We start from the raw sequence: 23,110 nt of genomic DNA, 5'->3' as shown, positions 1-23,110 counted from the left end.
CTCACCCCTCACCCCGCCTGCGCCCTCCCTCGCCCGCGCCGCCACTCCTCGACGAAGTCGGCCAGGCGCGCGAGCCAGTCGCGCGCGCCGAGGTCGAAGGCGGGCACCCCGCCCATCACCCCCGGCGCGTCGGTGACCACGGCGAGCAGCGTCGTCGGGTCGATCGATCCGTCCTCGAAGAGGGCGCGCGCGTGCGCGGCGCGCCGTGCGATCTCCACCTTGGGAAGCGCCGACGCCTTGAACCCCTCGCACAGCACCAGGTCGGCGTCGCCCATGTAGCGGGCCGCCACCTCCTCGGGCCCCAGCTCCTCGCTCCACCGCAACACGAGCGCGAAGCGGTCGGGCGAGACCATCGCCACCCGCTCCGCCTCCCCCTCGTGGAAGTGGCGGTAGGTGTCGGTCGTGGCCGGGTCGAGGTTGAAGGTGTGTGATCCGTGCTTGATGGTCATCACCCGCACCCCCCGCCGCCGGAGCTCCGCCGCCAGCTGCACCACCAGCGTCGTCTTCCCCGCGTTCTTCTTCCCCACGATCGACAGCATCGGCGGCGCGCCGCGCTGGCTTTCGCGTCCGCCCGTCTTCTCGTCTTCCCCGGCATTCGCCTGCGAATGCTCGAGCGGCGTGTTCACGTTGAGGAAGAGCCGCGCCGGATCGCCGAAGCGCGCCACCTCCTCGGCCGGGAGGCGCGCCACCCGGATGTCGTCGAAGAACGAGACCACGCGCCGGTCGCCGCGGTCGAGGGCGCGCTCGATGGCGGCCAGGGACGGCGGGGCGTACCACGCGCACATCGGCTCCACCCCGCGGCGCGAGTCGCTCTCGGGGACGGCGGCGTCGAAGCCCGACTCGCCCAACGCCCGCAGGCGCCGCAGCAGCGCGCCGCTCACGAACGGCATGTCCCACGCCACCACCAGCACCGCGCCCCCGGCATGGGCCAGCGCGGCGTGCAGCCCCCCCAGGCTCCCCTCCCCGGGGCGGAGGTCGCCCGCCACCCGGACCCCGGGGAGCCAATCCCCCGCGCGCGGGTCGTTGGCGATGAGGAGGAGATCGTCGGTGGCGGCGCGCAGGGCGTCGGCGACGCGGTCGATGATCCGCCGCCCTCCCACCCGCTCCAGCCCCTTGGGGAGCCCGCCGAAGCGCGTCGCCCCCCCGCCGGCGAGGATCACGCCGGTGCAGCGCGCCGCCACCTAACGAGCCCCGCCGGGGAGGTGCAGCTGCGGCGCCCCGCTCACCGCGCGCCCGATGAGGAGCATCCCCGCGGCCCGGGCGATCTCGACGGCGATGGTCGACGGCACCGACGGCGTGGCCACCGCCGCCACGCCGGCACGCGCCGCCTTGAACGCCAGCTCGCCCGAGATCCGCCCCGTCACCAGGAGGATCAGGTCGCCCGGCGCGCGCCCCGCCTGCAACGCGGCGCCCAGCACCTTGTCGACGGCGTTGTGCCGCCCGATGTCCTCGGCGTGGTGGAACAGCGCCACCCCGTCGGTGAGCGCCGCCGCGTGCACGCCGCCGGTGTCCTTGTAACGCTCGCCGCGCGCGAACAGCTCCTTGAACACCGCCCGCAGCCGCGGCGTGTCGATGTCCGGAACCGTCCCGCCGCGCCGGGGGACGTCGGCCAGCGAGCCGAGGAAGGCGGTCACCGCCCCGCACCCCGAGGCCAGGATGCGCCGGCGCGACGTGCCATCCACCGCCGCCACCCGCGCCGGGGCGATGTCGACCCAGAACCCCAACTCCCGCGTGCAGGGGCGCATGCGCACGATGTCGCGCACCGACTCGATGTACCCCTCGCCGAAGAGCCACCCGATCACGAGGTCGTCGAGGGCGTCCGGGGTGCACATCCAGGTGACGACCGGCGTCCCGTTGAGCTCGAGCCAGACCGGTGTCTCTTCCACCGCGTCGAGGCGGGGCGGAGTGGGGAGGGAAGGGGCGCTGTCGCTCATGCCCGAAATCTGCCCCGCCACGCGCCCCCGCGCACCCGCCACGCGCCGAGCCCGCTCCGCCGCCCCCCTCCCCGCCCGTCTCCCGTCTCCCGTCTCCCGTCTCCCGACCTACTCCCCGCGATAGCTCGACCAGAGCGTCTCGTCCTCCGCCACCCGCACCTCGACCACCTCCAGCACCCCCGCCAGCGCTCCTTGCACCTGGCCGAAGATCACCCGCGCCAGGTTCTCCCCGGTGGGGACCAGTCGCCCCTCGGCGAACTCGGGGATGTCGAGGTTGATGTTGCGGTGGTCGTAGCGCTCGTGCACCTCGCGCCGCAGCACCTCGTCGAGCACCCCGAGGTCGGCCACGAAGCCGGTGACCTCGTCGATGGTCCCCGCCACCGTGACGTCGCAGCGATAGGTGTGGCCGTGATAGTTGGGGCGGGCGCAGAGCCCGAAGGTCGCGGCGTTGCGCGCCTCGTCCCACTCCGGCCGGCGGTAGCGGTGCGCCGCCGCGAAGGTGACGCGCCGGGTGAGGTAGCCGCGCGCCACGTCAGCGCCCGAAGCTGTAGGTGATCCCCGCCGTGAGGCCGAGGTTGCGCGTCCAGACGTTGCGGTCCGACGCCAGGTCCAGGACGGTGGGGTCGGCGGTCGACTTCGTGAAGTACGAGTCGGGGTAGCGGATGCGGTAGAAGTAGTTGGTGGCGTCGATGCGCCCCTGCCAGTTCCCCTTCGGGGCGAACTTGATGGACGGGCGGAAGGTGAGGACGAACGGGTAGCCGAACTTGTAGCCGCCGACGTCGGGGGAGTCGAAGCCGGCCCCCATCCCGAGCCCGCCGCCTAACGACGGCACCAGCCCGTGCCACGACTTGAACCCCGTCAGGTTGAGCGCGAAGCCGATGTCGGTCAGGAGCATCGTCACCGACTTCACCCCCTGGTCGCGCTCGGCGATCAGCTTGGTCGGGTCGATGACGCGCCGTTCGCTGACGACCAGCATCGTGTTCGCCGTGAAGTACGCCGGCCCCGTCATCCGGAACTCGTAGTGCGCCCCGAACGCCGGCCCGCTCACCGGCGCCACCCGGGCCGGGTCGACCCGCGCCTTGAAGTGGCCTCCCAGGAAGGTCAGCTCCTGGCGGTGTTCGAGGTCGCGGTACGGCGACTTGCGCGGCTCGTACCCGACCTGCGCCATGCCGGCGGCCGGCGTCAGGATCATCAGCCCCAGAAGGGCGAGCGTTCGCTTCGTCATCACGTCAGTGGGTCAGGAAGGGAGGCGCAGCGAGCGCCCCGTCATCTCGGTCGGTTGCTCGATGCCCAGCATCGAGAGCACGGTGGGGCCCACGTCGCACAGCGCCCCGCCCCCGCGCAGCGGGCGGTCGCCCTCGGGGTCGAGGACGACGAACGGGACGGGGTTGGTGGTGTGCGCGGTGTGCGGTCCCCCGGTGGCCGGATCGATCATCACCTCGCAGTTGCCATGGTCGGCGGTCACGAGGAGGCGAGCGCCGGCCTTCTCCGCCGCGCGCACCACGCGCCCCAGGCACTCGTCCACGCACTCCAGCGCCGAAATCACCGCCGGTATCGACCCCGTATGCCCCACCATGTCGGCGTTGGCGTAATTGCACAGCGTGAAGTCGTACGAGCCGCTCCCGATGGCCTCGCACAACACGTCGGTCACCCCGCGCGCCGACATCTCGGGCTGGAGGTCGTAGGTCGCGACCTTCGGACTGGGCACCAGGTTGCGCACCTCGCCCGCGAAGGGGACCTCGATCCCGCCGTTGAAGAAATAGGTCACGTGCGGGTACTTCTCGGTTTCCGCGGTGCGGAACATCGTCATCCCGGTCTCCGACACCACCTCGGCCACGATGCGGGCCATCGAGAAGGGGGGAAAGGCGACCGGGAACGAGAAGGTCTCGTCGTACGACGTCATCGTCGCCAGGTGCAGCCGCGGGCGGGAGCTGACGTCGAAGCCGTCGAACCCGGGCTGCGTGAGCGCCCGCACCATCTGGCGCATCCGGTCCGACCGGTAGTTGAAGCCGATCACCGCGTCGCCATCGCGCATCGGCGCCACCGGGACGCCCCCCCGCGTGACGACCATCGGGGTGAGGAACTCGTCGGTCTCGTTGCGCGCGTACGCCGCGCGGATCGCCGCCAGGGGATCCTCGGTGGCCGGGCCCACCCCCATCACCGAGTCGTACCACTTCTTCACGCGTTCCCAGCGACGGTCCCGGTCCATCCCGAAGTACCGTCCCCCTAACGACGCCACCTGCGCGCGCCCGCGCGCCGCCGCCAGGACCCGCTCCATGTACCCCAGCCCGCTGGTGGGGAGGGTGTCGCGCCCGTCCATGAGCGCGTGGATCGCCACCTTGGCCACCCCCTGCTGCTCGGCGAGGTCCAGGAGGGCGAAGAGGTGCTGGTCCAGCGCGTGCACCCCGCCGTCGCCGACGAGCCCCAGCAGGTGCAACGTCCCCCCGGTGCGCTTGACGTGCGCGCAGGCGTCGACGAACGCGGGCCTGGAAAAGAACGACCGGTCGGCGATGGCCTCGCCGATCCGCACCAGGTCCTGCTTCACCACGCGCCCCGCGCCCAGGTTCAGGTGCCCCACCTCGCTGTTCCCCATCTGCCCCGCCGGGAGCCCCACCGCCACCCCCGACGCCTCCAGCAGCGTGCGCGGCGCGCGCGACCAGAGCGCGGTCCACGTGGGCATGTTCGCCATGGCCACGGCGTTTCCCTCCCGCGCCTCGCGATGGCCGAAGCCATCGAGCACGACGAGGACGACCGGGCGAGTTGAAGGACGGGGCATCTTGGCTGGGGAGCCGGAAGGGTGGTATCGTCGGGCAGTCGAACGTCGCAATGTATCACACGCCCCAAGCCGGAATGAGTGGACGCGCACGCGAAGGCCCCTGGACCGCCCTGCACCGAAAGTACCCGCGCACCGTCGCCGTCCTGGCCACGCTCATCGCCCTCCTCGTCGTGGGCGACGCCCTCCTGGTCGCACGCTACGTCCGCTACACGCGCGAGGCGGCCCGCTTGCGCGAGGAGATGACCGACGCCGAGCGGCAGCGCACCGACATGCTCGCCGCCTCGGACCAGAATCGCCTGGGGATCATGCTCGAGCTCCTCCGCCGCCAGGCGGCGGGCGACCGGGAGTTGCACCTCTCCGTCTCGGTCGACAGCGCGCTGATGCGCCTCGAGCGCGACGGCGCCCTCCTCCGCGAGATGCACGTGCGGCTGGGAGGCGAGCGGACGGTGGGGACGCCGCCGGACACGGTCCGCGTCGTCACCCCGCGTGGCGCCCGCTCGGTGGAGCGCGTCCTGGGCCCGCGCGACGGCTGGGAGGTCCCCACCTGGATCTTTCACGACCGCTCCCTCCCCGTCCCCCACGAGCGGAGTATCGCGGGGGCGCTGGGAGCCGGCGCCCTGGTCCTGAGCGGGGGGACGGTGATCTACGCCCCTCCGGATTCCGGCGTCCTGGCCGATAGTGCCTACGTCATCCCCGGGGCGGTGCGCGTCTCGCGAAGCGACTTGCGCGCCATCGCTCCCAACATCACCCCGGGCATCACGGTGTACTTCTACGAATGACCGAGGTTCGCCACTTCCTGAAGCACGGCGGCACGCCGGCGCGGGTCCTCTTCGGGCTCCTCTTCCTCCTCCTCGTCTCCTCGGCGGGGCTGGGGGCGGCGACCGCGTCCGCGCGCTATCGGCGCGACCTGGCGCGGATGGTCTTCAACGACAACCTCGAGGTCCTCGAGGACGTGAAGCGCAAGGTCGGCCTCGTCTCGGACTCGCTGCAGACCATCGTCGAGGCCCCGATCGACTCCATCGCCGGAAAGCCGTACATCGTCGTGAGCATCGCCGACCGCCGGCTCTGGTACCGCGCGGGCGATTCGCTCCTGTTCACCACGCGGGTGGCCACGGGAACCGGCAAGGTCCTCGCCAAGGGAGGGGGGAACCAGTGGAAGTTCGAGACCCCGCGCGGACGCCTCGTCGTCATCAGCAAGGAGAGCGACCCGGCGTGGGTCCCGCCCGACTGGCACTATGTCGAGGTGGCGCACAAGAAGAAGGCCGCCCTCCTCCCCCTCAAGCGCGGCGAAGAGATCCCGCTCGGCAACGGCGTCGTGCTCGCCGTGAGCGGGAGCAACGTCGTGAAGCGGCACGCCGACGGGACCGAGGAGGTCCTCGAGGCGGGGGAGGGGAAGGACCTGATCGTCAACGGCAAGGTCATCATCCCTCCCTTCGGGACCAACCAGCGCCGCTTCCCCGGAGTGGTCGGGACGCACCGCCTCAACCTGGGCGACGGCTACGCCCTCCACGGAACCGACGTCCCGTCGTCCATCGGCAACGCCGCCAGCCACGGATGCGTGCGACTCCGGAACGAAGACATCGAGACGTTGTATAGGATCGTGCCGATCGGGACCCCGGTCTTCATCTACTGACCATGCGGTTAGATGCAGCTTTTCCGGGTGATCTCCGCAGGGTCCCGCGCGGCACCTGAATCACCGATGTTTCGCTATCGCCCGATGTGGATCCCAAGGGCGATCCCCCTCACCACCGCACCCTCGCCACCCTGGTGACCCGGTCCCCCTCGACGGCGTCGCATCAGGAGAATCACGACGTCTACCAGTCGACGGGACATCGCCTACGTGAAGGGACTGACTTTCGGCACGCGCGCCGGCTCCGCACTCCTGACCCTCGCCACCCTGGCGCTCCCACTTCGCCCGGCTGCAGCGTCCGTGGCGGGCGGGGGGGACAGCCTCCCCGCGTCCGATCGCGCGATCCTCAGCGACACCCTCGCCGGGAGGAGCGGGAAGCTCAAGGCCCGCCTCGTCTCGCCCAGGCGAACCGGGGGCATCCGCATCCTGCGCGACCTGTTCGGCGAGTCGGCCGCCACGCGTCCGGGGATCTACCAGGCCACGGACTCCGTGTCCGGGCGCCGCTTCGCCTTCATCAACCTCCTCCCATTCCAGGCGCGCGAGCGCGGGAAGGTGGGGACGTATCGCATCGGCTTCTGGCCTGGCGAGTCGCGCGTGTCGTGGATGCGCGACAAGTCGCCCGAGGGGTTCATCCAGGTCACGACGGAGAACCAGGATACCCCGCTCTCCGACCACTTCCGCCTGCGCGACTTCCTCACCAAGGACCAGGAGGCCACCTGGCCCAAGTATCTGGTGCTGCGTGAGGCGCTGGTCGACAAGCTCGAACTCCTCATCACCGACCTGCAGCGGCGCGGGTATGCCGTGAGCCACATGCAGGTGATGTCGGGATTCCGCACGCCGCAGTACAATGTGAAGGGGGTGGGGCCCAAGGGGGGGAGGGCGATGGATTCGCGCCACCAGTACGGCGACGCCGCCGACGTCTTCGTCGACAACGATCGCGATGGCGCGATGGACGACCTCAATCGCGACGGGCGTGTCGACCTGCGCGACGCGAAGATCGTCCTGGAGTCGGTCGAGCGGATCGAGCGTGATCATCCGGACCTCATCGGCGGGGCCGGGCTGTACAGGGCGACGAGCGCCCACGGGCCGTTCGTTCATGTCGACGTGCGCGGTCAGCGCGCGCGTTGGGGGAGGATCTAGGCGCGTTGCACGACGAGCAGCAGGAGCAGCAGGAGCAGGAGCTGGAGCCGGCATCGCGCCTCGCTCGCTTCATCCCGGTCATCGCATTCACCGTCCTCGCGCTGGGGTCGTTGCTGGCGCTGCGCCAGGCCGACGCCGCCTTCGGCCCACGCGCCGTCGACGCGCCCCCTCCCCCGCCGCCCGATGCCCGCCTGGCCGCCAGCGCGCTGGGGCGGAGCCGCGCGGTGCACATGCGCTTCGCCCTGCCGGGCGAGCGCGTCCAGTTCCCGCTGGAGCTGCGCGCCGCGCCGTCGTCGGTGGCCTTCGAGTGGATTCCGCTGGGCGAGCTCGCGCCGCTCGACTCGGCGCGCACCGAGGGGGGGACGCTCACCGCACCGTCGCGCCCCGGCTTCTATCAGCTGGCGGTGGTCAACGCCGGCGGGCGCACCATCATCGACAGCCTGACGCTCGCCGTGATGGTCCCCTTCGAGGAGAAGCAGGGGGGCTCGCTCAAGGGCTACAAGATCGGCTACTACCGCGGGGAGCGGTGGGGGGGAGGCGACGAGCGACCGCGCGGCTTCCTCGAGATCAACGAGCCGCAGGCCGACCTCCCGCTCTCGGCCCACATGCGCGTGGGCGACTTCATCACGCATGACGAGCAGACGCGCTGGCCTCGTTATGCGGCGGTCGACGGGCGCCTGCTGGACAAGCTGGAGCTCGTCTTCGACGAGATCGCGAGCTTCAACCGCGGCCGCAGCGACGCCCCCGTCCAGGTGGACGTGCACTCCGGCTTCCGCACCCCGCTGTACAACCGGCGCGTCCCCCGCGCCGCGGGCGACTCGCGCCACCAGTATGGCGACGCGGCCGACGTGGCCATCGACGCCAACCGCGACGGGCGTATCGACAGCCGCGACGTGCGCCTCCTCGAGCTGGCGGTCGAGATCGTGGAGCAGAAATACCCCGACCTGGTGGGGGGACTGGGGGTGTATTTCCAAGGGGGCGCGTCGTACGCCCACATCGACGCGCGGGGCAAGCGCGCGCGCTGGCGCGGCTGAGGCGCTGGCGCGGCTGAGGCGCTGGCGCGGCTGAGGCGCTGGCGCGGCTGAGGCGCTGGCGCGGCTGCGTGGTGCGTCCCGGGCCGCCGAGCCCGCGTCGTCGGATCCCTGAAACCCGGCGCGCCGGTGGCGTCGTAGATTGACCGGACGGGAGCCTCGCCCGCCGCGCCCCAGCGGCGGGCACTCCCGTCTCCGGCCTCCCGTCTCCGGCCCGTCTCCCGTCTCGAGCGCCCCATGCCCCTCTCCCCGCACCTGCGCGACCGCATCCTGCGCCAGCTCGACACGCTGAGCGACGACAAGGGCTACGCGGTCCTCGACTACGTCGACTTCATCGCCTCGCGCCACGGGGTCAAGGAAGCCTCGCCGGCGTCGCTCTTCACCCGCTTCACGGAGGGGATCGAGGACACCCTGCGGGCCGGGAAGGTCTCCGCATCGGCGATCTCGCAGACCATGGGGCTGCTGAACCAGGCGGTCGGTGTGTTGAGCGGGGTCGCGGCGGCGGGGAAGTCGGTGGCCAGCGACATCGTGACCACGGCGAGCGACGTGGCCAAGGGAGTGGCGGGGACGGCTCAGGCGGGGGGCCAGCCCGCGACACGCCCGGGGGGCGATGCCGCGGCCGCGGCGCCGGGCGACCCGGCCGTCCATCCTGCGAGCGATGCGGCGAGCGCAGCGGGCGGGGCGAGCGGGGCGAGGGGGGCGAGCGGGGCGGGCGACTCCGAGGAGAACCCGTCGCCGTCGTGATCTCCCGCCGCGTGGCACCCGCCGCGTGGCACCCGCCGCGTCCGCTTGAAGTCGCCAGTCGCCCGTTCTAGCTTTGGCTATGGCGACCACAACTCGATCTTCCGACCAGCCCGCTGCTCCGACCTCGTCGGAAGGCGGGCTTTCGCGTAACGGCAGCGGCGCCCCCCGGTCCGTACGCATTCGTGAGGATGTCGCGCTCACCTTCGACGACGTCCTCCTCGCTCCGCGGCACTCCCTCGTCCACCCGAAGAACGTCGACACGACGTCCTGGTTCACACGGGGGATCCCCCTCAATGTCCCGCTCGTCTCGGCGGCGATGGACACCGTCACCGAGAGCGAGATGGCGATCGCCATGGCGCGCGCCGGCGGGATCGGGGTGATCCACAAGAACATGTCCATCGACCGCCAGGCGGCCGAGGTCGACCGGGTCAAGCGCTCCGAGAGCGGGATGATCCTGAACCCCATCACCCTCACGCCGGACGCGCTGCTGCGCGAGGCGGTGGCGCTGATGAACCGCTTCAAGATCAGCGGTGTCCCCATCGTCGACGCGGGCGGGAGGCTGGTGGGGATCATCACCAACCGCGACCTGCAGTTCGAGCGCAACGTGCAGCGCCCCATCCACGAGGTGATGACCGCCACGGGGCTGGTGACGGCGCCGCTGGGGACGACGCTCGACGACGCGGAGCGGATCCTGGCCGAGCACCGCATCGAGAAGCTCCCCGTGATCGACGAGCAGGGGATGCTGCGGGGGCTGATCACGATCAAGGACATCCACAAGCGCCGGCAGTTTCCCAACGCCAACAAGGACCAGCACGGGCGGCTGCGGGTGGCGGCCGCGTTAGGCGCGGGTGGCGACGTCCTCGACCGGGCGCGGGCGCTGGTCGACGCGGGGGTCGACGTGCTCAGCATCGACACCGCGCACGGACACAGCGAGGACGTCCTCAAGGCGACGGCGCGCGTGCGCGAGGCCTTCCCGGGCGTGCAGCTGGTGGCCGGCAACATCGCCTCGCGCGAGGGGGCGGCGGCCCTCGTGGTCCGCGGGGTGGACGGCGTGAAGGTGGGAGTGGGCCCGGGGTCCATCTGCACCACGCGCGTGGTGACCGGCGTCGGCGTCCCGCAGCTCACGGCGGTGATGGACGCGGTCGAAGGGGCCAATGGGATCCCGGTGATCGCCGACGGCGGGATCAAGTACTCGGGTGACATCGTGAAGGCGCTGGCCGCCGGGGCGTCGAGCGTGATGATGGGGTCGATGCTCGCCGGGACGGAGGAGAGCCCGGGGGAGTCGTTCCTCCTCGAAGGGCGCCGCTTCAAGATGATTCGCGGGATGGGCTCCCTCTCGGCCATGCAGGACGGGAGCGCCGACCGGTACTTCCAGGAGGGGGAGATGAGCCCCAAGAAGCTCGTCCCCGAGGGGATCGAGGGGCGCGTCCCCTACAAGGGGCCGGTCGCCGACGTCCTGTTCCAGATGATCGGTGGGTTGCGGAGCGGGATGGGGTACGTGGGGTGTGGCGACATGCTCTCACTCCGCACCGAGGCGGGCTTCGTCCGCATCACGGCGGCCGGGCTGCGTGAATCGCACCCGCACGACGTGACCATCACCCGCGAGGCGCCGAACTACTCCGTGTAGCGCGCCCCGCGCGCGGCGCTGCGGCCCCGGCCGGCTCGTCGCGTGCGGCGAGCCGGCTTGCCTTGTGGGTGGTCGGCCGCCTCCAGAGCGTGGGGCGGGGAGGGCCGGCTTCGCATCGTCGGACGGGTCGTCGCGGCGCGCGGTCTGGCCCCGAACTTGCGAAATCACCGACCATGCTGAATCGCTCACTCCTGCTCACCAGCATCGGCATCGCCTTGCTGTTGTGGGTAATGACCCTCGACACCTGGCGCGCCGGGGTCGTCCCGTTGGGCGTCGGTGCCACGGCGGCCGCGATCGTGATCGCCGCCGGACTCCTCCTGGCCCTGGCGGCGGTCCTGCGGCCCGGGGCACACCATCCGCCGATGACGCTCGCCAGCCGCGTCGGGGTGTTCGTGGCGGTCGGCGCTGCCTTCCTGGCCGTCGCCGGGCTCGGCGTGTTGTCGCGCCGCAATCGCACGCCGACCCCGGTCCAGTTCGTCCGGCTCCGCGAGGAGATGCCGTTCGGCCATGGCGAGGTGTCGCGCGGCGCGGACGGCGCGGTGCTGTACACCACGGTGCACGGGCTCGAGGTCTCGGTCGAGCGCTCCGCCTTCGACCTCGACGTGCTCCCTAACGAGCAACAGCTGGCGGCGGCACACGACCTCGTGACGCGCGTGATGCGGGCCGCGCCGGCCTTCGCCGACTACGACGCGGTGCAGCGGGCGGGCGGCTTCTCCATCAACGCCACCTTCCTTGGCGACGACGAGGGGGCGGCGATGGAGCACCTCGTCAACCCCGCGTACATGGAGGACAGTGCCGTCGTCGACCCCGCGCGTCCCGAGGCGCTCGTCTTCCGTCGGGACGGGGCGGGGAGGCGCCAGCTCATCGGCTTCATGTTCATGATGCGCCGGGGACAGCACGGGCCGCAGGTGGGCGGGCCGCTCACCAAGTGGCACTTCCACCCCGAGACCTTCTTCTGCATGGACTCCATCGGGACGCCACGCGCCAGGCGCGAGGCGAGCGGGGCCTGCCCCGCGGGGATGAACCGCGGCCCCTCGGCGGAGATGCTGCACGTCTGGCTCGTCCCGAATTCCTACGGCGTCTTCTCGCACATGATGGGAGGCGACCACCTCGCGCACGAGCAGGGTGGCGCCGCGCACGACATGAGCGCGATGCCCGGCATGGCCCCGCCGGCGGAGGGAGGGGGGGCGACGCGTGACACGGGGATCGCACCGGCGCCACTCGGAGGGCACCAGCACTGACCCCCCCGTCGCCGGAACGCTCCCAGCCGGCCTCTCGGGTTCGCTGACCCACGCGCGCAACGGCGCGGGCTCCCAACGGAGCCCGCGCCGTTCACGTATGTCAGCTTGACAACGCTGTTCAAGGAGGCGCACTTTGCCCCGCTCTGCGGCACAGCGCGCGTCCCTCGGGCGATCGTGGCGACGATCGCCCGTTTCACGTTTCTCGACCGGAGACGCCCACGATGGGATTGCTTTCCAAGAAGAGCCTCGACCTCCTCATGCGCGAGGCGGAGGGGACCGAGGGAGAGCCGACGCTCAAGCGATCGCTCGGCGCCCTCAACCTGACCCTCCTCGGCATCGGGGCGATCATCGGCGCCGGGATCTTCGTCCTCACGGGGACGGCGGCCGCGCAGTATGCGGGGCCGGCCATCGTCCTCTCGTTCATCCTGGCCGGCGCCGGGTGCCTCTTCGCCGGGCTGTGCTACGCGGAATTCGCGTCGATGATTCCCATTGCCGGGAGCGCGTACACGTACGGCTACGCCACGCTCGGCGAGCTGGTGGCCTGGATCATCGGGTGGGACCTGATCCTCGAGTATCTCTTCGCCGCCTCGACCGTCGCCGTGGGATGGTCCGGCTACTTCACCTCGTTCCTGCGCGACTATACCGGCATCACCCTGCCGGCGTCGCTGAGCAACGCTCCCTTCAACGTCGTCGGGACGCACACCCTGGTGCCGAGCGGGGCGATCATCAACCTCCCGGCGATGTTCCTGGTCGCGATCCTCACCACGCTCCTGGTGGTGGGCATCCAGGAGTCGGCCAAGCTGAACAACCTGATCGTCTTCGTGAAGGTGACGATCGTCTTCCTGGTCATCGGCTTCGGCTTCATGTACGTGACGCCGTCCAACTGGGAGCCGTTCATTCCGCCTAACGACGGCACCTTCGGCCACTTCGGCTTGAGCGGGGTCGTGCGTGCCGCCGGGGTGATCTTCTTCGCCTACATCGGCTTCGACGCCGTCTCGACGGCCGCCCAGGAGGCGAAGAACCCGCAGCGCGACCTCCCCATCGGGATCCTCGGCTCGCTCACGGTCTGCACCGTGCTCTACATCCTGATGGCCAGGGTGATGACCGGCGTGGCGCACTACAGCGAGCTCAACGTCCCCGACCCGGTCTACGTCGCGATCGCCAAGGCCGGGCCCGGGCTCGAATGGCTCAAGCCGCTCATCGCCCTCGGCGCCATTGCCGGGCTCGCGTCGGTCGTCCTCGTCATGCTCCTGGGGCAGCCGCGCATCTTCTACGCGATGTCGCGCGACGGTCTCCTCCCGCCGGTCTTCGGCAAGGTCCACCCCAAGTTCCAGACCCCCTACATCTCGACGATCATCACCGGGGCGGTGGCCATGGTCGTCGCCGGGCTCTTCCCGATCGGGCTCCTGGGCGAGCTCGTCTCCATCGGGACGCTCCTCGCCTTCGTGATCGTGAGCGCCGGCGTCCTCGTGCTGCGCTATCGCTCGCCCAACTTGCATCGCCCCTTCCGGACCCCGCTCGTCCCGCTCGTCCCGATCCTCTCGATCCTGATCTGCGGCTACATGATGTACGGGCTCCCCGCCGACACCTGGCTCCGGCTGTTGATCTGGCTCGCGCTGGGGCTGGCGATCTACTTCCTCTACGGCCGAAAGCACTCGCGGGTGCAGGCGGCCGAGCGGGCGGGGACGGTCTACTAGCGGCTTCCACTGGGGCGCGGGCACAGCCGTTGCCCCGGCGAAGCTGTTACTTTACCAGCGGCGCTCCGGATGGAGCGCCGCTTTCGCTTGTCCCCACCTTCCGTGCCACTGACCGGACTGCTCACCGTCCCTCCCGCGCGTCGCGAAGCCATCCTGCGCATCGCCGACACGCTCAAGCACACGCCGCTGGTTGCCCTCACGACGCACATCAACGCCGATGGCGACGCGGCGGGCTCCGTCTCCGCGCTCGCCCGGCTCCTCCCCCAGCTGGGCGTGCAGGTGCGGGTGGTGAACCCGACCCCCTGGCCCTCCATCTTCAGCTACCTGCTGGGAGGCGACATCACCGACCGGACCGCGAAGGGGGCGGCGGGGCTCAAGGGCGTCGACGCCGTGATCGCGCTCGACGTGAGCGACATGAGGCGGCTGGGGGCGCTGGCCGACACCGTGCGCGCCATGACCGTCCCGCGCATGGTCATCGACCACCACGTCCCGACCGACGAGCCGGCGGGAGAGATCGTGCTGGACGACACCGACGCCTGCGCCACCGGCGAGCTCCTCTTCGACTTCGCGTCGGTCCTGGAGCTGGAGATCACGCCGCCCATCGCCCAGGCGCTGTACACGGCGATCCTGACCGACACCGGGGGGTTCCGCTACTCGAACACGACGCCGCGCTGCCACGCCATCGCGGCCACGCTGCTGCAGTGCGGTGTCGATCCCGAGGAGATGTATCGCCGCATCTATGCGTCGGTCTCCACCGGACGCCTCCTCCTGCTGCGCGACTCGCTGCAGTCGTTGGGGCACGACCCGGTGCACGGGATCTCGTGGATCTGCGTCACCGCCGATGCGCTGGAGCGCTACGAGGTGAGCCCCGAGGACCTGGACGGGATCGTGGAGCACCCGCGCTCCATCGCCGGGACGCGGCTCGCGCTCTTCTTCCGCGACCTGGGCTACGGCAAGGTGAAGGTCTCCTTCCGGAGCACGGGCGACGTGGACGTCAACCGCTTCGCGCGCGACTTCGGGGGGGGCGGGCACGCCAAGGCCTCCGGGGCGTTGATCCCGGGGACGCTCGAGGCGGTCCGCGACCGGGTCGTCGAGGCGGCCCGCGCCTATGTGGGCGAGCCCGTCCCGGCATCGACGGAATGACGCCGTCGTCTGCTGCTCCCCTTCCTTCATCGACCAGCTCATCACGCACGACATATGGCCACCACGCTGCAGGAACGCATCGGGCGGGCGCTCTCCGCCATCCGCAACCCTCGCACGGGCGAGGACGTCCTCACCAGCCAGCTGGTGCGTGACATCGGGACGACGCTCGAGGGGAGGGTGCACCTGACGGTGGTCCTCTCGCCCGAGGACGAGGCCACGCTGGTGCGCGACGTGCGCCGGGCGGTGGAGGAGGTTGAAGGGGTCACGAATGTGCAGGTGGAGTTGCGCGACGCATCGGAGGTGGCGCCGGGGCGTCGCGCCGCGCGCGGGGGGCAGCCCGCCGCCGGCGGGGCGCGCGCCCTCCCCGTGATGGACGATCGCCCGGCCGCGCCGCGCCCGAGCGTGCCGCCGCCCGTCGCCTATCCGCAGTTGGGGCGCATCGTCGCCGTGTCGTCGGGGAAGGGCGGGGTGGGGAAGTCCACCGTCGCCGTGAACCTGGCGGTCGCGCTGGCCAGGCGCGGGCTCCGGGTGGGGCTCATGGATGCCGACATCTACGGCCCCAACATCCCGCGGATGATGGGCGTCGCGGGCGCGCCCATGGTCGAGAACGAGAAGATCATCCCGCACGAGGCGCATGGGGTGAAGCTCATCTCGTTGGGGCTGCTGATCGAGCGCGACCAGCCGGCCATCTGGCGTGGCCCCATCGTCATGAAGATCACCACGCAGTTCCTGCGCGACGTGAACTGGGGCGCGCTCGACTTCCTCATCGTCGACATGCCGCCGGGAACGGGCGACGCCCAGCTCTCGCTGGTGCAGGCCACGCAGGTGACGGGGGCGATCATCGTCACCACGCCGCAGGAGGTCGCGGTCGGCGACGCGCTGCGCGGGGTCAAGATGTTCCAGCGCACCGGCGTCCCGGTGCTGGGCATCGTCGAGAACATGTCGTGGTTCGAGTGCCCGCACTGCGGCAAGCCGACGGCGCTCTTCGGTTCGGGGGGCGGGCAGCGCCTGGCCGAGGAGTGCGCCCTCCCGCTCCTGTCGCAGGTGCCGCTGTACCCGCGGGTGATGGAAGGGGGAGAGACGGGGCGCCCCGTGGTGCTGGCCGACGCGGAGTCGCCGGCGGCCCGGGCGCTCGCCGCGCTGGCCGAGCGAGTGGCTTCGTTGTTGGGCGCCGTGGCGTGAGCCTGGCCAGCGGGGCGCTGGTCGACGACCACCTCCCCCGGGTCATCCGCCGGGTCGCCCTCCCGGCGGTCGCGTCCAACCTCCTCATGACCCTGTTCGCGTCGATGGACGCGTACTGGGTCGGCACGCGCATCGGTCCCGAGGGGCTGGCCGCGGTTTCGACCGGCGTCTTCTGGGTCTGGCTCGTCGTCGCCATCGCCGAGGGGGTCGCGCTGGGCGTCACGGCGCTCGCGGCGCGTCGGCATGGCGAGGGCAATCCGGACGAGGCGGCGCGCGTGGCCGGCGGGGCGATTCTCTTCACGCTCGCCCTGGGGCTCGTGGTGGGGGTGGCGGGGGCGCTCTCGGTGGACGCGCTCTTCGCCTTCATGCAGACGCCGCCCGAGGTCACCGCGCTCGCCCGCGACTACCTGCGCACCTACTTCCTCGGCCTTCCGCTCATCTACGGCTACTTCTGCGTCGACGCGACCTTCCGCGCCTCGGGCGACACGCGCACGCCGCTGGTCCTCCTCACCGTCTCCGTCGCCTGCACCCTCCTGCTCGACCCGGTGCTGATCCTCGGGTGGTGGGGCGCGCCGCGCCTGGGGATCACGGGAGCGGCGGTGGCGCTGGTCGCGACGCGTGGCGCCGCCTTCGCCATCGGCACCTGGCTCCTGCGCCGGCGCGGGATGTTGCGCGCCCCCGGGCGCCGGGTGGGGAGCGAGGCTTTGCACCTGTCGGAAGGGGCGCCGTACGTCATGTCCGGGTCGGCCGAAACGGCGCGGCGCCTCGCGCACCGCGGTGAGCTGGGGGCCACCCTCGCCGTGGTGTCGCGCGTCCTCCGCATCGGCCTCCCGACGGCGGTGACCGGGGTGATCTTCTCGTTCATCTACGTCGCGATGACCCGCACCACGACGCACTTCGGGACGCCGGCGCTGGCCGCGCTCGGCCTCGGGCACCGCATCGAGAGCTGGCTCTACATGATCGGCGTCGGCTTCGGCGCGGCGGCCGCCGCCATCGTCGGACAGAACCTCGGCGCCCGGCAGGTGGCGCGCGCCGAGCGCGCCGGGTGGATCACGATGGGCTTCGGGATGCTCCCCGCCCTCGTGATGGCGACCGCCTCGCTGGCCATCCCCGAACGCCTGGCGCTGGCCTTCACCAACGACCCCACGGTGGTGGACGAGACGGCGATGTACCTGCGCATCAACGCGCTGTCGCAGCTTCTCCTCCCGGCGGAGATCGTGCTGGAGGGGGCGCTGGGCGGGGCGGGCGACACCGTCCCGCCGATGATCACCTCCACGGCGCTGACGGCGCTCCGCATCCCGCTGGCGGCGTGGTGGGCGGCGCTCTGGGGGCCGGTCGGGATCTGGTGGGCCATCTCGGTGACCGCCGCCGGGCGCGGGGTGGCGATGATGCTCCTCTGGCGGAGCGGGCGGTGGAAGCGCAAGACTGTGTGATGCGCCCCATCGTCACCCTGCTCACCGACTTCGGGACCGCCGACGGCTACGTGGCGGAGATGAAGGGGGTCCTCCTCTCGCTCGCCCCCGAGGCGACGCTGGTGGACCTCGCGCACGACATCCCGCCCCAGGACATCGAGCTGGCGCGGCTCACCCTGGCGCGGTACTGGCGGCGCTTTCCGGAGGGGACGGTGCACCTGGCGGTGGTCGATCCCGGCGTCGGGACACCGCGCCGGTGCATGGCGGTGGAGAGCGACCGGCGCTTCCTGGTGGGGCCGGACAACGGCGTGCTGTCGCCCGCGTTGCTCCTGGCGGGGGCACGGGCGGTGGGGCTGGCCGTCCCCCCGTCGGCGTCGCGCACCTTCCACGGGCGCGACGTCTTCGCCCCGGCGGCGGCGGCGCTGGCGCTGGGCATGCCGCTCGACCACCTGGGCGCGCCGCTCGACGCCCCGGTGATGCGCCGCACGCGCGAGGCGGTGCGCCGCGAGGACGGGGCCGTGGTGGGCGAGGTGATCGCCATCGACCGCTTCGGCAACGCCATCACCAACCTGCTGGGGGCGCGCAGCGGCGTCGTTGCGGCTGGCGGACGCCCGGTCCCCATTCGCGCGACCTACGCCGACGTCGCCGCCGGCGCGCCGGTGGCCATCAGCGGGTCCAGCGGCCTCCTCGAGATCGCGGTGCGCGAGGGGAGCGCCGCGGCCGTCCTCGGCCTCGCGCGCGGGGCCACCGTCGTCTGGTACCGCGGCCAGCATCCATGAGGCGGCGACCGCGGGCGGGACCCCCGCGGGCGTGACGACAGGCGCCCGCGGCGCGACACGGCGCGCCGCGAGACGCCTGCCGTTCTCCCCCTCCGGTGAGAAGGTCTCACGCCACCTCACGGATCGCGGTCGATGCACCCCTGGAACCTGGGATTGTTGCGCTCGTCGGCCGACACGGGGATGACGTAGTCGGATCCGTAGACACCACCCTTGAAGTAGGCGCCCGACGGGTAGACCGACGCGACCGGACGCCCGTACTGCCGTACCAGGCGCCGCAGGTCACCCGTGCGATGCGCCGTCAGGTACAACCAGTTCGCGCGCTCGGAGAACAGGAGGTCCTCGCGCGCGCCCGGCGTCCCCGGATCGGCCAGCGGGCCAAGCCCGATCCCCAGCCGCAGGGCGTCGAGTGTCGCGAACATCGCGGGGGCGTCGCCGGCGCGAAGCGCCGCCTCGGCCTGGATCAGCCGCGCCTCCACGCCGTCGGCCAGGACCGTCGGCGTCGACGCCTCGGGATACTTTCGCGCGATGATGAGCCTCGTCTCGCCGTCGAAGCCGGGGCCACCCGTGTCCAGCGCACCGATGCGCGGATCGCCCGCCGAGGCGAACGGGAGCCCAACGCCGCCCTCTCGATCGGCGACGCTGAACGACGCCCCGTTGTAGAAGTAGTGCCAGATGCCGTTGCGCTGGCGGTTGGAGTTGGTCGACGACTCGATGACGTAGCGGAAGCTTGTGGATACGCCGGCCACCGCCGTCGCCGCCTCGCTCCAGCGCGCGAGGTTCACCAGCGCGCGCCCCTTGCCCACGCGCGCGAGCGCCTCGAGGTCGCCGTCCTGGATCGCCCGAGCCATGGCGATGACCGAGTCGAACTTCGCGACCGCCACCTGGAAGATCTCGTCGCGCGCCAGCGGATCGCCGTAGACGAGCGCCTCGTCGTCGGTGATGGTGCTGAACGGGACGCCAGAGCAGTAGTGCTCGCCGAAGAGGATGTGCGCGAAGGCGTCGATGGCGATCATCTCCGCGTGCCCGTCGGAGCCCGGATCGAACTGCGCGTACTTGCGCGCGGCCGCCGACGCGGCCGCCCGGGCACGGCTCAGGTCGAGGAAGAGGGCGACCATCGAGCCGTTGGCCGCCGTCACCCGGTGCGCGTCGAGGTTGATGCGATCGCTGAACGTCTCGGCGTCGACCAGCTCGTCGGAGAAGAGGCCGCCGAGGTTGATGAGCCCCTCGTGCCCTCCGTTGGCGAGGTCGCCGCCGCCCGAATAGGCGATCTGGAACGAGCCGAGCACGCCGGTGCGGAGCGCGGGGAGCGCGCTCTTGCCGGCCAGGCTCCCGGGACGCACGACGTCGACGTCGTCGACTTCGAGCACCCGGTCGGGGTTGCAGCCGACGAGCGCCAGCGCGGCGAGGGCCATCGCGCTTCGGCGGATGAAGATGTGTCCAGGCATGCGCGGAGTGTCTCCGTGATGGGTCATGGCGATCACCACCCGAGCGCGACGCGCGCCGTCAGGTACCGGACGGGCGGCTGGGTGAAGAACTCGGCGGTGCTGTAGTTGGAGGTGCCGTTGTAGTTGATCTCCGGGTCGAAGCCCGTGTAGTCGGTCCACGTCGCCAGGTTGCGCCCGGCGATCGTGAGGCTGAGCGACGAGGAGCGCAGGCGGCGCGCCCACTCGCCGGGGGCATCGAAGGTCAGCGACACCTCGCGCAGCTTCCAGAAGCTGGCATCCTCGATGTAGCCGGCGCTCGTCCCGAGCAACCCCGCCACGCGGCGCGCCTGCAGCGCCAGCGACGAGCCGGGGGCGTAGGCCTCCTGGCAGCGCACGAAGACCGCGCAGCGGAACTCGCCGCCGGCGTTGTAGATCTTGAAGCCGCCGCGGTGGTTCAGCAGCGCCGTCAGGCGCACCCGGCGGAAGATCGTGAGCGACGGCGTGATCGACATCTCGCGGCTCGGGAGCGGCGCCCCGAGGTAGGTGACGTCGTTCCCCAGCGTCACCTCGCCAGCGGTGATGATCCCGTCGCCGTTGGCGTCGGCGTAGGTGTACGGCGTCTGCCAGTAGCCCCCCACCGGGTGCCCCTCGGCCACGCGCTGCGCGAAGTTGCCGTCCAGCGCGCCGAGCCCGAAGAAGATCGTGTCGACGCCGGCGCCCAACGTGACGAGCCGGTTGGTGTTCGTCGATCCGACCACGTTGACGTCGAGGCGCACGGGGCGCGTGTCGACCAGGGTGGCCTGGAGCGAGGCCTCGTAGCCGTTGTTGGTCACCTCGCCGAGATTCTCGTAGCGGGTCGCGGCCCCCGTCGACGGCGGCAGGTTGCGCTGGATGAGCGCGTCGCGCGTCGTCTTGCGATACGCCGTCAACTCCAGCGAAGCGCGCCCCGAGAACAGTCCCAGGTCGACCCCTCCCTCGAACTCGGTCGACTTCTCCGGCTTGAGCGTCGCGTTGCCGACGTTGTTGGCCAGCTCCACCCCGCCCACGTCGCTCCCCGCGCGGCGGTACGCGATGGTGTTGTAGAACGTGACCGCATTGCGGAAGCCGGGGCGCTGCCCCGACTGGCCGGCGGCGGCCCGCAGGCGCAACGACGACACGAGGTTCGTCCGCGGGAACCACGACTCCTCGTTGACCACCCACGATAGCGAGGCGGCGGGATACGTGACGAACTCGAGGTCCTGCCCGAAGTTGCTGTTGTCGTCGCCGCGAAGCGACGCGGTGAGGAAGAGCTTGTCGCGCCAGGCGATGCGCTGCTGGGCAAAGACGCCGAGCGTCACGATCTCCTGGTTCTGCTCGTTGACGGCGAAGCCGCTGGTGGTCCCGCCGAGCGAACCGGTCCCGGCCGCCAGGCCCTGGCCGAAGGCCTGCGTTCCGTGCACGATCTCGCGGTTGAACTGCGTGCCGAGCGAGCTGTTGGCCTCGATGCTGGCCACGGGGCGCCAGGTCGCCGTGGCGTTGGCATTCCCCGTGTAGGTCCAGAGCCCGTAGGGGTTCGACTGCCGCTGCCCGAGCGTGCGTTCGTCGGGGCCGGCGATCAGGGCGGGGGGGAGGACGGACTGGTCGCTGCGCCCCGCGTAGTCCACCCCGCCAAGCCCCGTGGCCGACAGCCATCCCAGCGGGCGCCACGTCCCGTTGAGCGAGGCGGTCACGCGATCCACCGCCTGGTCGACGCCGATCTGGCTGTACAGCGCCGGCGGATAGAAGATGTACCCGCGCGTATCCGGATTGTCGAACGCCGAGCCGAGGACGCTGTTGGCGATCGGGCTCAGGTCGTTGTTGTCGTTCTGCGGAAGGCGCGCCCGCACCTGGTGGTAGCCGAGCTTCGCCGAGAACTCCGCCTGCGGGCTCAGCTGGCCGGTGATGTTGGCGCGAATCCCCTGCTTGCGCACGCTGTTGTTGGAGTACACCCCCTGCTCGCGGGTGTAGTCGCCGCCGAGGTAATACTGCGTGCGGTCGGTGCCGCCCGCCGCGCTCAGGCCGTAGTTCGACCGCCACCCGCGCACGAAGACCGAGGCGTCCTCGATCGGCGTCCAGTGGACCAGCGAGTCGGGCTTCGGGGTACAGCGGTTGTCGGCGACATCGACGAGTGTGCACGCCGTGGTGCGGGCGCCGCTGGGGCGCGTCCCCACGCGCGCGAAGTTGGCCGGGTAGTCGAACACGTCCTCCACCCGCCCGCCATCGCCGTAGAAGCTCCAGCGCGTCCGGCCCGACTTGCCGCGCTTGGTGGTGATCTGGACGACGCCATTGGCGGCGGCCGTGCCGTAGAGCGCCGCCGCCGCGGGCCCCTTGATGATCTCGATGTCCTCGATGTCGTCGGGGTTCAGGTCGTCCAGCCGCGTCGGGTTCTGCCCGCCCAGGCTGATCGTCGAGCCGCCCGGATCGGTCACCGACCGGATGCCATCGATGATGACCAGCGGCTCGTTGGACAGCGACACGGAGTTGGACCCGCGAATGCGGATGCGCGAACCGGTGCCACTGGTCCCGCTCGTTTGCGTGACGGTCACGCTCGCCGCGCGCGAGGAGAGCAGGTCGTTCACCCCGCTCACGATCACCCTCGGGATGGAGTCGGTCCGCAGGGCGGCGATGCTGTTGCCGGTCTCGCGCTGGCGCTCGGTGGCGCCGGTGGCACTGATGGTCACCTGGTCGAGCCGGGTGATCGTGGCGGTGAGCGCGATGTCGACGGTCACCTCCCCTCCTGCCGTGACGACGGCGGAGTCCAACGCCGCCGCGTACCCCAGTCGCAGCACGCGAAGGCGTGCCATGCCAGGAGTGACCGCGGTGAGGCGATACTGCCCGGTCTCGCTCGTGCGAACGTCGCGCTGCACACCGACGAGCGTGACGCGGGCGTCGCCGAGTGGTGCGCCGGTCGCGCGATCGGTGATCCGGCCGGTGATGGTCCCGCTCCCCTGCGCGTGCGCCACCGGGGCGGCCGCGATGAGGATGATGATCACGGCCAGTCCCTGACAAGGACGCTGTCGCATGTGTCCTCCGGATGATGAGGGTGCGTGGGCGCAGCGTCGCGCCGGCTTCACGCGGCGGCGACGGCCCGACGCGACTCGTCAGGCGCGGGCGCGCGAGGGAGCCCCACGCGCGCCCGCCTGCACGGGGCACGTAGGTAGGCGCGCGCACGCGTCACCATGCGATTGGGGCGAGTGGCACTGCCAGGCGGACGAACGGTGTAGGAACGACCGGAGGGTGTCCTACCGTTCATGACGCGCCCGCAACGGCTCGTCACTCACGTCGGCCGCGAGCGCTCAGCGGCGACGGGTGGCCGTTGCGGGACTTCGATG

Annotated in this window: 19 protein-coding genes; 12 read left to right on the top strand and 7 right to left on the bottom strand. The window is 71.4% G+C overall.

All coding sequences use genetic code 11. From position 1 onward, the window contains the following. Positions 1-8: 8 nt before the first annotated feature. The 5 genes from ABS52_16885 to ABS52_16865 all read right to left on the bottom strand — a co-directional run bounded on the left by ABS52_16885 (position 9) and on the right by ABS52_16865 (position 4,710). On the bottom strand, positions 9-1,181 hold the full coding sequence (locus tag ABS52_16885) for a molybdopterin-guanine dinucleotide biosynthesis protein B (protein ID ODT01419.1): 1,173 nt from the start codon (positions 1,179-1,181) through the stop codon (positions 9-11). Beyond that, complete coding sequence (locus ABS52_16880) at positions 1,182-1,886, bottom strand: hypothetical protein (GenBank protein ID ODT01418.1); 705 nt, start codon at positions 1,884-1,886, stop codon at positions 1,182-1,184. A gap of 156 nt (positions 1,887-2,042) precedes the next feature. Continuing rightward, a complete protein-coding gene (locus tag ABS52_16875; GenBank protein ID ODT01417.1) occupies positions 2,043-2,465 on the bottom strand; it encodes a hypothetical protein in 423 nt (140 codons plus the stop codon). Position 2,466: 1 nt separating this feature from the next. Beyond that, positions 2,467-3,159 (bottom strand): hypothetical protein, encoded by a 693-nt coding sequence (locus ABS52_16870; protein ID ODT01416.1) that lies wholly within the window; start codon positions 3,157-3,159, stop codon positions 2,467-2,469. 12 nt (positions 3,160-3,171) lie between these two features. Continuing rightward, a complete protein-coding gene (locus tag ABS52_16865) occupies positions 3,172-4,710 on the bottom strand; it encodes a phosphoglycerate mutase (2,3-diphosphoglycerate-independent) (protein ODT01415.1) in 1,539 nt (512 codons plus the stop codon). A 74-nt stretch (positions 4,711-4,784) separates the two neighbouring features. Between ABS52_16865 and ABS52_16860 the strand changes: the two genes are divergently transcribed. The 12 genes from ABS52_16860 to ABS52_16805 all read left to right on the top strand — a co-directional run bounded on the left by ABS52_16860 (position 4,785) and on the right by ABS52_16805 (position 18,336). Further along, a complete protein-coding gene (locus tag ABS52_16860) occupies positions 4,785-5,489 on the top strand; it encodes a hypothetical protein (protein ID ODT01414.1) in 705 nt (234 codons plus the stop codon). Beyond that, positions 5,486-6,343 carry a hypothetical protein gene (locus tag ABS52_16855; GenBank protein ODT01413.1) on the top strand — a complete coding sequence of 286 codons (858 nt, stop codon included), beginning with the start codon at positions 5,486-5,488 and terminating at the stop codon, positions 6,341-6,343. The genes ABS52_16860 and ABS52_16855 overlap by 4 nt, the downstream gene beginning before the upstream one ends. 207 nt (positions 6,344-6,550) lie before the next feature. After that, complete coding sequence (locus tag ABS52_16850; GenBank protein ODT01412.1) at positions 6,551-7,480, top strand: hypothetical protein; 930 nt, start codon at positions 6,551-6,553, stop codon at positions 7,478-7,480. A 5-nt stretch (positions 7,481-7,485) separates the two neighbouring features. Beyond that, the gene (locus tag ABS52_16845) at positions 7,486-8,514 is read left to right on the top strand and encodes a hypothetical protein (protein ID ODT01411.1); all 1,029 of its coding nucleotides are present in this window, start codon (positions 7,486-7,488) and stop codon (positions 8,512-8,514) included. 234 nt (positions 8,515-8,748) lie between these two features. Further along, entirely contained in the window at positions 8,749-9,255 is a 507-nt protein-coding gene (locus ABS52_16840) for a hypothetical protein (protein ODT01410.1), read from the top strand. 178 nt (positions 9,256-9,433) lie between these two features. Then, complete coding sequence (locus ABS52_16835) at positions 9,434-10,882, top strand: IMP dehydrogenase (protein ODT01423.1); 1,449 nt, start codon at positions 9,434-9,436, stop codon at positions 10,880-10,882. Between the two features lie 173 nt (positions 10,883-11,055). Then, positions 11,056-12,123, top strand: coding sequence for a hypothetical protein (locus ABS52_16830; GenBank protein ODT01409.1), 1,068 nt, complete (start codon positions 11,056-11,058; stop codon positions 12,121-12,123). 221 nt (positions 12,124-12,344) lie between these two features. Then, entirely contained in the window at positions 12,345-13,820 is a 1,476-nt protein-coding gene (locus tag ABS52_16825) for an amino acid permease (protein ODT01408.1), read from the top strand. A 102-nt stretch (positions 13,821-13,922) separates the two neighbouring features. Next, a complete protein-coding gene (locus tag ABS52_16820) occupies positions 13,923-14,963 on the top strand; it encodes a hypothetical protein (GenBank protein ID ODT01407.1) in 1,041 nt (346 codons plus the stop codon). A gap of 54 nt (positions 14,964-15,017) precedes the next feature. Further along, complete coding sequence (locus ABS52_16815; GenBank protein ODT01406.1) at positions 15,018-16,145, top strand: hypothetical protein; 1,128 nt, start codon at positions 15,018-15,020, stop codon at positions 16,143-16,145. Beyond that, positions 16,142-17,578 carry a hypothetical protein gene (locus tag ABS52_16810; GenBank protein ODT01405.1) on the top strand — a complete coding sequence of 479 codons (1,437 nt, stop codon included), beginning with the start codon at positions 16,142-16,144 and terminating at the stop codon, positions 17,576-17,578. The genes ABS52_16815 and ABS52_16810 overlap by 4 nt, the downstream gene beginning before the upstream one ends. Next, on the top strand, positions 17,578-18,336 hold the full coding sequence (locus tag ABS52_16805; protein ID ODT01422.1) for a hypothetical protein: 759 nt from the start codon (positions 17,578-17,580) through the stop codon (positions 18,334-18,336). The genes ABS52_16810 and ABS52_16805 overlap by 1 nt, the downstream gene beginning before the upstream one ends. Positions 18,337-18,452: 116 nt before the next feature. Here the strand turns inward: ABS52_16805 and ABS52_16800 are convergent, their stop codons facing one another. Together ABS52_16800 and ABS52_16795 are read right to left on the bottom strand one after the other, a co-directional pair. Next, positions 18,453-19,781: a hypothetical protein gene (locus ABS52_16800; protein ID ODT01404.1), complete on the bottom strand. Its 1,329-nt coding sequence runs from the start codon at positions 19,779-19,781 to the stop codon at positions 18,453-18,455. Between the two features lie 32 nt (positions 19,782-19,813). Further along, positions 19,814-22,771 (bottom strand): hypothetical protein, encoded by a 2,958-nt coding sequence (locus ABS52_16795; protein ODT01403.1) that lies wholly within the window; start codon positions 22,769-22,771, stop codon positions 19,814-19,816. Positions 22,772-23,110 lie beyond the last annotated feature (339 nt).

Source organism: Gemmatimonadetes bacterium SCN 70-22, from assembly GCA_001724275.1.
Taxonomy (GTDB): domain Bacteria; phylum Gemmatimonadota; class Gemmatimonadetes; order Gemmatimonadales; family Gemmatimonadaceae; genus SCN-70-22.
Note: the sequence above shows the minus strand (reverse complement) of the source record. Positions and strands in the feature narration are given on the sequence as shown.